At 69.0% G+C, this 10,923-nt stretch carries 10 protein-coding genes; 6 read left to right on the top strand and 4 right to left on the bottom strand.

Features of this window, described 5'->3' with window-relative positions; all coding sequences use genetic code 11:
* Both AC3XYG_RS21960 and AC3XYG_RS21955 read right to left on the bottom strand, forming a co-directional pair.
* On the bottom strand, positions 1-1,991 hold a 1,991-nt coding region (locus AC3XYG_RS21960), incomplete at its 3' end, for an efflux RND transporter permease subunit (RefSeq protein WP_489141997.1).
* Between the two features lie 25 nt (positions 1,992-2,016).
* Positions 2,017-3,198 (bottom strand): efflux RND transporter periplasmic adaptor subunit, encoded by a 1,182-nt coding sequence (locus AC3XYG_RS21955; protein WP_489141996.1) that lies wholly within the window; start codon positions 3,196-3,198, stop codon positions 2,017-2,019.
* A 308-nt stretch (positions 3,199-3,506) separates the two neighbouring features.
* Between AC3XYG_RS21955 and AC3XYG_RS21950 the strand changes: the two genes are divergently transcribed.
* The 5 genes from AC3XYG_RS21950 to AC3XYG_RS21930 all read left to right on the top strand — a co-directional run bounded on the left by AC3XYG_RS21950 (position 3,507) and on the right by AC3XYG_RS21930 (position 7,956).
* A complete protein-coding gene (locus AC3XYG_RS21950) occupies positions 3,507-4,427 on the top strand; it encodes a sulfite exporter TauE/SafE family protein (protein WP_489141995.1) in 921 nt (306 codons plus the stop codon).
* A 2-nt stretch (positions 4,428-4,429) separates the two neighbouring features.
* Complete coding sequence (locus AC3XYG_RS21945) at positions 4,430-5,182, top strand: TIGR02186 family protein (RefSeq protein ID WP_489141994.1); 753 nt, start codon at positions 4,430-4,432, stop codon at positions 5,180-5,182.
* A 62-nt stretch (positions 5,183-5,244) separates the two neighbouring features.
* Entirely contained in the window at positions 5,245-5,748 is a 504-nt protein-coding gene (locus tag AC3XYG_RS21940) for a universal stress protein (RefSeq protein ID WP_489141993.1), read from the top strand.
* A 258-nt stretch (positions 5,749-6,006) separates the two neighbouring features.
* The gene (corA, locus tag AC3XYG_RS21935) at positions 6,007-6,984 is read left to right on the top strand and encodes a magnesium/cobalt transporter CorA (protein WP_489141992.1); all 978 of its coding nucleotides are present in this window, start codon (positions 6,007-6,009) and stop codon (positions 6,982-6,984) included.
* A gap of 72 nt (positions 6,985-7,056) precedes the next feature.
* Entirely contained in the window at positions 7,057-7,956 is a 900-nt protein-coding gene (locus tag AC3XYG_RS21930) for a LysR family transcriptional regulator (protein WP_489141991.1), read from the top strand.
* A gap of 7 nt (positions 7,957-7,963) precedes the next feature.
* Here AC3XYG_RS21930 and AC3XYG_RS21925 read toward each other — a convergent pair whose 3' ends face one another.
* Complete coding sequence (locus AC3XYG_RS21925; protein ID WP_489141990.1) at positions 7,964-8,860, bottom strand: DMT family transporter; 897 nt, start codon at positions 8,858-8,860, stop codon at positions 7,964-7,966.
* A gap of 88 nt (positions 8,861-8,948) precedes the next feature.
* Between AC3XYG_RS21925 and AC3XYG_RS21920 the strand changes: the two genes are divergently transcribed.
* Positions 8,949-10,352, top strand: a complete 1,404-nt coding sequence (locus tag AC3XYG_RS21920) for an aminotransferase-like domain-containing protein (protein ID WP_489141989.1) — start codon at positions 8,949-8,951, stop codon at positions 10,350-10,352.
* Between the two features lie 70 nt (positions 10,353-10,422).
* Here the strand turns inward: AC3XYG_RS21920 and AC3XYG_RS21915 are convergent.
* The coding region (locus tag AC3XYG_RS21915; protein WP_507021937.1) for a ClpB D2-like domain containing protein at positions 10,423-10,923 on the bottom strand (501 nt) is incomplete at its 5' end.

Raw genomic sequence — 10,923 nt, 5'->3', positions numbered from 1 at the left:
GACTTGATCACGAACTGGATCGGCGGGCCGCCGCTGGAGCCGGGCAAGGCCGCCGGCTGGATGGCGAAGCCCTGGATGCCGGCGATGCCGTCGAGCATGCCCTGCATCTGCTGCTGCAGGTCCTTGGCGCTGCGCGTGCGCTGGTCCCACGGCTTGAACGCCATGCCGGCGAAGCCGCTGGACAGCGACCCGCTGCCGTTGACGGCGAAGATCGCATCGCCCTCGGGGATCGATTTCAGATCCTGGATCAGCTTGTCGCTGAAGCGGTTCATGTATTCGAGGTTGGCGTAGCGCGGGCCGTCCAGGATCATGAAGGCGACGCCCTGGTCCTCTTCCGGCGCCAGCTCGCTCGGCGTCTTCAGGAACAGGAAGACCGAGGCGGCGAGCAGCACGATGGCCAGGAAGGCGGTGACCGGCCGGTAGTTCAGGGAATGGTGCAGCCGGCGGCCGTACCAGCCCTGCAGCCCGGTGAAGAACCGGTCGACCGCCAGCTGGAAGCGGCCGACGCCCTGGCCGTGCGGCTTCAAAAGCTTGCTGGTCATCATCGGCGACAGCGTCAGCGCGATGATGCCGGAGATGATGACGGCGCCGGCCAGGGCGAAGGCGAATTCGCGGAACAGCGCGCCGGTCAGCCCGGTGGCGAAGCCGATCGGGGCATAGACCGCGGCCAGGGTGATGGTCATCGAGATCACCGGCCCGGCGATCTCGGCCGCGCCCTGCAGCGCCGCCTGGCGCGGCGTCAGCCCGTCCTCGATATGGCGGTGGATGTTCTCCACCACCACGATCGCGTCGTCGACCACCAGGCCGATGGCCAGCACCATGGCCAGCAGGGTCAGGGTGTTGATCGAATAGCCCAGCGCGTACAGGCAGAACAGCACGCCGACCAGCGACAGCGGGATGGTGACGACCGGGATGATGACGGCGCGGAACGACCCCAGGAACAGCAGGATGACGATGACGACGATCACCACCGCCTCCGGGATCGTCTTGCCGACCTCGATGATCGAGGATTTGATGAACTCGGTGGCGTCGTAGACGATCTCGCCATGCATGCCTTCCGGCATCTGGCGGACGATGTCGGCCATCACCTTGCGCACATTCGCCGCCGTGGTCAGCGGGTTCGCCGCCGGCGTCGGGTTGATGGCGACGAAGATCGCTTCCTTGCCATTGAAGGTCACCCGCGAATCATAGCTTTCGCTGCCCAGCCCGACCCGGGCGACGTCCTTCAGCCGGGTGATGGCGTCGCCGTCGGACCGCACCACCAGGTCGCCGAAGGCCTCGGCGGTGCGCAGGGTGGTGTCGGTGCGGATGGCGAAGGTCACCAACTCGCCCTCGGTGCGGCCCGGCGCGGACTGGAAATTGTTGGCCTGGATCGCCGTCACCGCTTCCGCCGCCGTCACCTTGCGCGCGGCCAGCTTGACCGGGTCGAGCCAGACCCGCATGGCGAAGCTCTTGGCGCCCAGCATCTGCGCGTCGGCCACGCCGTCGGTCGTGGCCAGCTGCGGCTGGACCACGCGGGTGATGTACTCCGTCACCTCCTCCGGCGACATCTGGGCGCTGTCGAAGGCGATGTACTGGATGGCGAATTCGTCGCCGGTGCCCTTCACCACCACCGGGTCCTTCGACTCGGTCGGCAGGTCGTTGCGCACCTGCTGCACCTTGGTCAGCACCTCGGTCAGCGCCGCGTCGGGATTGGCGTTGAGCCGCATATGCACCGAGACGGTGCTGACGCTCTGGTCCGAGGACGAGGTGACGTAGTCCAGCCCTTCGGTGCTGGTCACGGCCTGGGCGATCGGGGTGGTGATGAAGCCCTGGATCAGGTCTGAGCTGGCGCCGGGATAGCTTGTGGTGACGGTGATCACCGTCTCCTCGGTCTTCGGGAACTGGCGCACCGCGAGGTTCGCCAGCCCCTGCAGGCCGAGCAGAAGGATCATCAGGCTGATGACCGATGCCAGCACCGGCCGCCGGATGAAGATCGACGTGAAATTCATGGGGCGAGCTCCGTCGCGGCGCGGATCAGGAGGCCGTCGGCAGGCGGCTTGCCGTCGGGTCGACCGTGTTGTCGATCTTGACCGGGTACTGGTTCTGCAGCTTCAGCTGGCCCGAGGTCACGACCTGGTCGCCCGGCTTCACCCCCTCCAGAATCTCGGCGATGTTGCCCTGGCGCTGGCCGACCCGGACGAAGACCTGCTCGACCACCAGCTGCGGCCCGGCCGGAGCCTCGCCCTTGGCCGCGTCGCCGGCGGGTGCGGGCGCCGCGGCGGGCGTCTGGCCGGCCTCGGCCTTCTTCTCGCGGATCACGAAGACGGTGTCGCCGTAGAGGCTGTAGGTGATCGCGGTCTGCGGCACGGTCACGATGTCAGGCCGCTCGGGCAGGATCAGCCGGACATTGGCGAAGAAGCCGGGGCGCAGCTTCAGATCGGCATTGTCGATGGTCGCCCGCACCTTGAGCAGCCGGCTGGTCGCATCGACCACCGGCTCGATGCCGGTGACCTGGCCGTGGAACACCTGGTCCGGGAAAGCATCGGCCCGCACCTCGACCTTCTGGCCCTGGGTGACGCGGCTGAACGACTGTTCCGGCAGGGTGAAATCGGCATAGACCTGGTCCAGCCGCTGCAGCGTCACCAGCGCGTCGCCGGCCGCGACATAGCGCCCGACATCGATCTTGCGGATGCCGATGATGCCCGGGAAGGGCGCGGACACCGCCTTCTTCTCGATCATCGCCTGGGCGCGGGACAGCTGGGCCTGCGCCCGGAGCAGGTCGGCATCGGCGGCGTCGAGATCGGATTGGGGGGCATTGCCGCTGGCGCGCAGTGCCGATTTCCGTTCCAGCGTGCGCTGCGCCAGGTCGATCGAGGCCTGGTACAGCCGCACATCGGTCTGGTCGACCGTGTCGTCGAGCTGCACCAGCAACTGGCCGATCTTGATCGCGTCGTTCGGCTTGAACCCGATCGACTTGACCATGCCGGGCACTTCCGAGGCGACATCGACGCCTTCAGCGGCGGAAATGGTGCCGATGCCTTCGAGATAGTCGGTCCAGGTCCTGGCCTCCACCTTGGCGGCGGAGATGGTGACCGTCGGCAGCTGCTGGTTGGCGAAGAATTCGGCCACGCCCTTGTCGCGCATGACATTCATGCCGACAAGCGCACCGACGACGAGGACCAGAGCGATCCCGACCAGAATGAAACGGAGGATCATGCGGAAACCTGTCTCCTGGCAACCGATCCGTCATATCGGGCCGAGCAAGAATCGGAAAGGCCGCGCAACATACACTAGACTGTTACAGGCGACATAATCCCAAACATCCATGCATGCACGGCATGGGTAACCGACCTAGCCCCGCGTCAATCGCATCCGTCTTTGTCCCGCCCATCGGCCTTCGCTTTCATCGCGCTGCATTGGTCGGCCCCCTGCCGCCATCGCACTCATCCGCGCCGCGGCTTGGCCTTCGCATCCATCGCCACACCGACTAAGGTGCCGGACGGAGACAGGACGGACCCGCCCCCATGCAAGTCTATCTGCCCATCGCCGAGGTGTCGGTGAACGCCCTGCTGATTCTCGGCATGGGCGGGCTGGTCGGCTTCCTGTCCGGCCTGTTCGGCGTCGGCGGCGGCTTCCTGATGACGCCGCTGCTGATCTTCATCGGCATCCCCCCCGCGGTCGCGGTCGGCACCCAGGCGAATCAGCTGGTCGCGGCCAGCGTGTCCGGCATGCTGGCGCATTGGCGGCGCGGCAATGTCGACGTCAAGATGGGGCTGGTGCTGCTGGCCGGCAGCACCGTCGGCAGCGTGCTCGGCGTCTGGCTGTTCGGCGTGCTGAAGGCGCTGGGCCAGATCGACCTGGCGATCAACCTGTTCTACCTGTTCTTCCTCGGCTCGGTCGGCGCGCTGATGCTGATCGAGAGCCTGCGGGCGATGCTGCGCTACCGCCGCACCCCGGGGCAGCGGCGCAAGCTGCACAAGCATGGCTGGTTCCACGGCCTGCCGTTCAAGACCCGGTTCCCGAAGTCGCGGCTGTACATCAGCGCGCTGGCGCCGCTGGCGATCGGCGCGCTGGGCGGCTTCCTGACCGCAATCATGGGCATCGGCGGCGGCTTCATCCTGGTGCCGGCGATGATCTATCTGCTGGGCATGCCCGCCTCGCTGGTCGCCGGCACCTCGCTGTTCCAGATCATCTTCACCACCGCCCTGGTCTGCTTCCTGCAGGCCTTCCAGAACCAGACGGTGGACGTGCTGCTGGCGCTGCTGCTGCTGGCTGGCGGCGTGATCGGCGCCCAGTTCGGCACCCATGCCAGCGGCAAGCTGCGCGGCGACCAGGCCCGCGCCCTGCTGGCCACGCTGGTGCTGATCATCTGCATCAAGGTCGCCTTCGACCTGTTCGGGACGCCGCCCGACCTGTACTCCGTCGCCATGCGCCGGGGGGGCTGACCGTGCTGCGCCTGCTGTTCGTCCTCCTCGCCGCCTGGGCCGCGGCCCTGGCCCTGCCCCGCGACGGCCGGGCGCAAGACCTGGTCGCCGACCTGTCCGACCATTCGATCGCTATCAACACCGGCTTCACCGGCACCAAGGTGCTGCTGTTCGGCGCCACCGAGGGCGACGGCGAGGTCGCGGTGGTGGTGCGCGGCCCGGTCGACAAGGCCACGGTCCGCGCGAAGGACCGCGTCGCCGGGATCTGGATCAACCAGGACAGCATGAGCTTCAACGGCGTGCCCGGCTTTTACGCCGTCGCCTCGAGCAAGCCGATCGAGGAGCTGGCGCCGCCCAATGTGCTGGACCGCGTCGGCATCGGCCTGAAGCACCTGCAGCTGCCGACGGCCGATGCCAACGACCGCGGGCCGGAGGTCGTCGACGATTATCGCGACGCCCTGATCCGCGGCCTGCAGCACCGCGGCCTGTACGTCACCGAGACGGGCCAGGTCAGCTTCCTGGGCGGGCGGCTGTTCCGCACCCGCATCGATTTTCCGGCCAATGTCCCGACCGGCCAGTACCAGGTCGAGGCCTACCTGTTCCGCAACGGCCAAGTGGTCGATGCCCAGACCACGCCGCTGATCGTCGGCAAGGTCGGGCTCGGCGCCGAGATCTATGATTTCGCCCAGCACGAGGCCGCACTGTATGGCCTGTGCGCCATTCTCATTGCCGTCGCCGCCGGCTGGCTGGCCAGCGTCATCTTCCGCCGCGGCTGACAGATGCTGAACCCCGTCTCCACCCAACCACCTCCGCCCGCTCACCTACCTCCGAGGGTGCCATGACCGACAACGCCCCAGAGACCCCCCAGAAAGAAATGCCGCGCATCTTCCTGGTCGTCGTCGACAATTCCGACGAATGGCGGTCCGCGCTGCGCTATGCCTGCCGCCGGGCACAGCACACCGCCGGGCGGGTCGCCCTGCTGCACGTGCTGGCGCCGAGCGAGATCCAGCATTGGGGCGCGATCGAGGACGTGCTGCGCGAGGAGGCCCGGCAGGAGGCCGAGCAGCGGCTGCAGCGGGTGGCGCGCGAGGTTAACCAGCTGACCGGCACCATCCCGATCCTCAACATCCGCGAAGGGTCGCCGCGCGACGAGCTGATGGCGCTGATCGCCGAGGAGCCGTCGATCTCGGTGCTGGTGCTGGGCGCCGACACCGTGTCGTCCAGCGGCCCCGGCCCGCTGATCCAGTATTTGACCACCGGCCGCAGCATGGCGAAGCTGCGGGTGCCGCTGACCATCGTCCCCGGCAACCTGTCGACCGATGCGATCGACGCCCTGACCTGAGGCCCGGCACGGCTTGACGGCGCCCGCCGGCGGTGGCATCCGAGCCGGGACGGGCGCGGCGCGCCTTCGACGATATCGAGACATGGACGAGCCTGACAGTCGTCCCGCCAGGGACATGATCGAAGCCCATCGGCGGCCCGCCGGGGTCCCGACCAGGAACGGACGGCCGGGTGCCGGGCCGGCCGGGGAGCCCCGCTAGGCAGCGGCGAGGCATCTTCGGCCCGGTGCGGCGCACCGGCCCGCAAAGGATGCACCGCGATGCTGCGTGTCTATACGCTTGCCAACGCCCGCTTCGAACCGATCGATCCGTCCGCCGGCGCGCCCTTCCCACCCGACACGGTGTGGATCGACCTGTTCAACCCGACCCAGGACGAAGAGCACTTCTCCGAAAAGCAGCTCGGCATCTTCCTGCCGACCCGTGAGGAGATGCAGGAGATCGAGGCGTCGAGCCGGCTGTACCAGGAAGACGGCGCGATGTTCATGACCGCGAGCGTCCTCTACGCCACCGAGACCGACGCGCCGGGCACCGCCCCGATCACCTTCGTGCTGAAGGGCCAGACCCTCATCACCATCCGCTATGCCGAGCCGAAATCCTTCGCCGGCTTCATCGCCCATGCCGAACGCCAGCCGATGCTGTGCCCGACCGGCTCGGCCACGCTGATCGGCCTGCTGGAAGCGATCGTCGACCGCACCGCCGACATCCTGGAGCGGGTGGCGTCCGAGGTCGACGCGCTGTCGCAGCGGATCTTCAAGGTCCACGAGGCGGTGCACAAGCGCACCACCAACGAGGAGCTGGAGGCCAATCTGAAGCTGATCGGCCGCAGCCAGAACCTGGTGTCGAAGGTGCGCGAAAGCCTGGTCAGCCTGGCGCGGCTGCTGAGCTTCCTCTCGGTCGGCGACGCCACCAAGGACAAGGCGTTCCGGACCCATCTGAAGAGCCTGAGCCGGGACGTGCTGTCGCTGACCGACCACGCCACCTATCTCGGCAGCAACATCACCTTCCTGCTCGACGCCTCGATGGGCATGATCAATATCGAGCAGAACGCGATCATCAAGATCTTCTCGGTCGCCGCGGTGGTGTTCCTGCCGCCGACCTTGGTCGCCAGCATCTACGGCATGAACTTCACCAACATGCCCGAGCTGCAATGGCTGTTCGGCTATCCCTGGGCGATCGCGCTGATGATCCTGTCCGCGGTCCTGCCCTATCTCTGGTTCAAGCAGAAGGGCTGGCTGTAGGCGCAGCCATCTCGCATCCCGGCGCGATCACGGATATCGTTATCGGATGATCCATACCCATCCGATATGCCGATGATCGAGCTGCGCCATCTTCGCTACTTCATCGCCGTGGCCGAGGAAGGGCACATCACCCGGGCGGCGGAACGGCTGGGCATCCAGCAGCCGCCGTTGAGCCAGCAGATCAAGGCGCTGGAGCAGGAGCTGGGCGTGACCCTGTTCCGCCGCCTGCCCCGCGGCATGCAGCCGACCGAGAGCGGCCTGGCCCTGCTGGCCGAGGCTCGGGCGATCCTGGCCCATCTCGACCGGGCGCTGGAGGGGGTGCGCCGGACGGCCCGCGGCGAGGAGGGGCGGATCGCCATCGGCTTCACCAGCTCCGCCGCCTTCCATCCCTTCGTGTCCGCCGCCATCCGCGGCTTCCGCGAGGCGGCGCCGCAGGTCGCGCTGGCGCTGGAGGAAAGCAGCACCGGCGAGCTGGTCGAGGCCCTGCGCGCCGAACGGCTGGACGCGGCCTTCATCCGCTCCCCGATCGGCGAGGCGTCCGACCTCGTGGTCGAGCCGCTGCTGGACGAGGAGATGCGGGTGGTGGTGCCGGCCGGGCACGCGCTGGCGGCGGGCCCGGCGGTGATCCCGCTGTCCGCCCTGGCCGAAGCCCCCTTCGTGCTGTATCGGCGGCCGAGCGGGCCGGGCCTCTATGATTCGATCATCGCCGCCTGCCGCGCCGCCGGCTTCAGCCCGCGCATCGTACAGGAGGCGCCGCGGATGGTATCGACACTGAGCCTGGTCGAGGCCGGGCTGGGCGTCTCGATCATCCCGGCGTCGATGTGCCGGCTGGACACCGGTGGCGTCGCCACCCTGCGCCTGGCCGACCGACCGGCCCTGACCGCGCCGCTGCACCTGGCCCGCCGCGATGTCGAGCCGCTGGGCGCGACCCGGCGCTTCATCAAGCATGTCCGGCGGATGGAGCGGGGCTGAGAGACCTCTACCGGGAGAAGCGCTTGGCCCCGGCGACGCACAGCACCACCGCGGCGGCGCAGCCCAGCAGCGGCAGGCCCACCGGTTCGTGCAGCAGCGCCGCGGCCAGGGCCAGGCCGAAGAAGGGCTGCAGCAGCTGCAGCTGGCCGACCGCGGCGATGCCGCCCTGGGCCAGGCCGCGATACCAGAAGATGAAGCCGATCAGCATGCTGAACAGCGAGACGTAGCCCAGCGCCGCCAGCGCCGGCCAGCCGATCGCGGCCCAGGAGCCCGGCAGGGTCAGCAGCGTCGCCGGCAGCGACAGCGGCAGCGAGATCAGCAGCGCCCAGGAGATCACCTGCCAGCCGCCCAGCCGGCGCGACAGCCGGGCGCCTTCGGCATAGCCCAGGCCGCAGACAACGATCGCCGCCAGCATCAGCCCGTCGCCCAGCGGGGAGGCGTCGGCCCCCTGCCGCAGCGCATAGGCCGCGACGATCGCGGCGCCGAGCAGCGAGAAGCCCCAGAAGGCCGGGCGCGGCCGTTCGCCGCCGCGCAGCACGCCGAACACCGCCGTCGCGATCGGCAGCAGCCCGATGAAGACGATGGCATGGGCCGAGGTGACGAAGCGCAGCGCGATCGCCGTCAGCAGCGGGAAGCCGACCACGACGCCGAGGGCGATGACGACCAGCGGCAGGATGTCCGACCGCTCTGGCCGGCGTGGCCGCAGCGCCAGCAGCAGCACCGTCGCGAGCAGGCCGGCGATCGCCGCGCGCGCCACGGTCAGGAACAGCGGGTCGAGGTCGAACACCGCCAGCCGCGTGGCCGGCAGGGAGCCGCTGAAGATGATGACGCCAAGCAGGCCGTTGATCCAGCCTGCCGCCGCGTCGCTGGACGGTCCGTCCAGGGTCGCAATTGCCGTTTTCATGCCGCCACCCTGGCGTCTCCGGACAGGACACGCCAGACATGGTGAGGTACAATTCCGATGAACTGTACTGATCCGGAGTCCGGTACGGATGCTCGACCTCTCCCCGGAACCGAAGCCGGGCACCACGCTGGTGGCCATGGTGATGGCGACGGTCCGCGACCGGATCGCGGCCCGGATCCTGGCGCCGGGGGCCCGGGTGCCGTCGATCCGCAGCCTGGCCGGAACGCTCGGCGTGTCCAAATCGACCGTGGTCGAGGCCTATGATCGGCTGGCGGCGGACGGCGCCATCGCCGCCCGTGCCGGCTCCGGCTTCTACGTCACCCGGCGGGCCCAGCCCTTCGCCCTGGCCGAGCCCGGCAAGCGGCCGGAACGGGTGATCGACCCGCTGTGGATCATGCGCCAGGCGCTGGAGGAGGGAGGCCCGGCGCTGAAGCCTGGCTGCGGCTGGCTGCCGGCCGACTGGATGCCCGACACCGCGATCCGGCGCGCCCTGCGGACCCTGGCCCGGTCGGACACCGCGGGTCTGGTCGAATACGAACCGCCGCTCGGCTTCGCGCCGCTGCGCCGCCATCTGGCCGGCCGGCTGGCGGAGCGCGGCATCGCGGCCGAGCCCGGCCAGATCCTGCTGACGGACAGCGGCACCCAGGCGATCGACCTGGTCGGCCGCCTGCTGCTGCAGCCTGATGACACTGTGCTGGTCGACGACCCCTGCTACTTCAACTTCCTGGCGGTGCTGCGGGCCCACCGGGTCAGGGTGGTCGGCGTGCCGCGCACCCCGGCCGGCCCCGACCTGGACGCCTTCGCACGGGCCGCGGCGGAGCACAAGCCGCGGCTCTACATCACCAACGCGGCGCTGCACAACCCGACCGGGGCCAGCCTGGCGCCGGCGGTGGCGCACCGGCTGCTGATGCTGGTCGAGGCGCATGACCTGATCGTGGTCGAGGACGACATCTTCGCCGATTTCGAGACCGAGCCGTCGCCCCGGCTGGCCGCCCTGGACGGCTTCCGGCGGGTGATCCACATCGGTAGCTTCTCCAAGACCCTGTCGGCGGGGATGCGTTGCGGCTTCATCGCCGCCCGGCCCGACTGGATCGACGGTATCACCGACCTGAAGCTCGCCACATGCTTCGGCAATGGCGCGGCGGCGGCCCGGCTGGTCCACACGCTGCTGACCGACGGCAGCTATCGCCGCCATGTCGACGGGCTGCGCGGCAAGCTGGCCCGGGCGATGGGCGAGACGCTGCGTCGGGTCGAGGCGCTGGGCCTGACGCCCTGGGTCGAACCGCGCGGCGGCATGCTGCTGTGGGCCGCCCTGCCCGACGGGCTGGACTCGGCGGAGGTCGCGCGCCGCGCCCTGGCCCAGGACGTGGTGCTGGCGCCGGGCGACGTGTTCAGCCCGTCCCGCACCGCCGGCCGCTTCCTGCGCTTCAACGTCGCGCAATGCGCCAGCCCGCGAATCTTCACCGTGCTGGAGCAGGCGATGCGGGGCTGAAGATGGGAGAGCCACAAACGAAAAGGGCGCCCCACCGGGACGCCCTTCGCTCTTTCAGCCAAACCGGCGATCAGGCCAGTTCGGGTTCCTTGGCCGCGTCGTCGGAGACCGGCGCGGTCGGGTTCTCGATGTAGTCGAAAGACAGCGACTCGCCATCCGGCGCGACATCGACCCGGACCTGGCCGCCCTTGACCAGCTTGCCGAACAGCAACTCGTTCGCCAGCGGCTTCTTGATGTACTCCTGGATCACCCGGGACATCGGCCGGGCGCCGTAGAGTTCGTCGTAGCCGCGCTTCACCAGCCACTGCCGCGCCGTCGAGGACAGCTCGATGGTGACGTGGCGGTCGGCCAGCTGGGTCTCCAGCTGGATCACGAACTTGTCCACCACCTGGGCCACGATCTCCGGCGTCAGATGGCCGAAGGCGATGGTGGCGTCGAGCCGGTTGCGGAACTCCGGCGCGAACATGCGATTGATCGCCTCCATGTCGTCGCCTTCACGCTTGTTGCGCGTGAAGCCGAACGCCGCCTTGGCGAGATCGGCCGCCCCCGCGTTGGTGGTCATGATCAGGAT

Source organism: Inquilinus sp. (assembly GCF_057815775.1).
Note: the sequence above shows the minus strand (reverse complement) of the source record. Positions and strands in the feature narration are given on the sequence as shown.

What these genes read in the sequence shown, in the direction of transcription:
- AC3XYG_RS21955 (WP_489141996.1), bottom strand. Translation starts at nt 3,198, where the DNA reads ATGATCCTCCGTTTCATTCTGGTCGGGATCGCTCTGGTCCTCGTCGTC.
- AC3XYG_RS21950 (WP_489141995.1), top strand. Translation starts at nt 3,507, where the DNA reads ATGCAAGTCTATCTGCCCATCGCCGAGGTGTCGGTGAACGCCCTGCTG.
- AC3XYG_RS21940 (WP_489141993.1), top strand. Translation starts at nt 5,245, where the DNA reads ATGACCGACAACGCCCCAGAGACCCCCCAGAAAGAAATGCCGCGCATC.
- corA (WP_489141992.1), top strand. Translation starts at nt 6,007, where the DNA reads ATGCTGCGTGTCTATACGCTTGCCAACGCCCGCTTCGAACCGATCGAT.
- AC3XYG_RS21930 (WP_489141991.1), top strand. Translation starts at nt 7,057, where the DNA reads ATGATCGAGCTGCGCCATCTTCGCTACTTCATCGCCGTGGCCGAGGAA.
- AC3XYG_RS21925 (WP_489141990.1), bottom strand. Translation starts at nt 8,860, where the DNA reads ATGAAAACGGCAATTGCGACCCTGGACGGACCGTCCAGCGACGCGGCG.
- AC3XYG_RS21920 (WP_489141989.1), top strand. Translation starts at nt 8,949, where the DNA reads ATGCTCGACCTCTCCCCGGAACCGAAGCCGGGCACCACGCTGGTGGCC.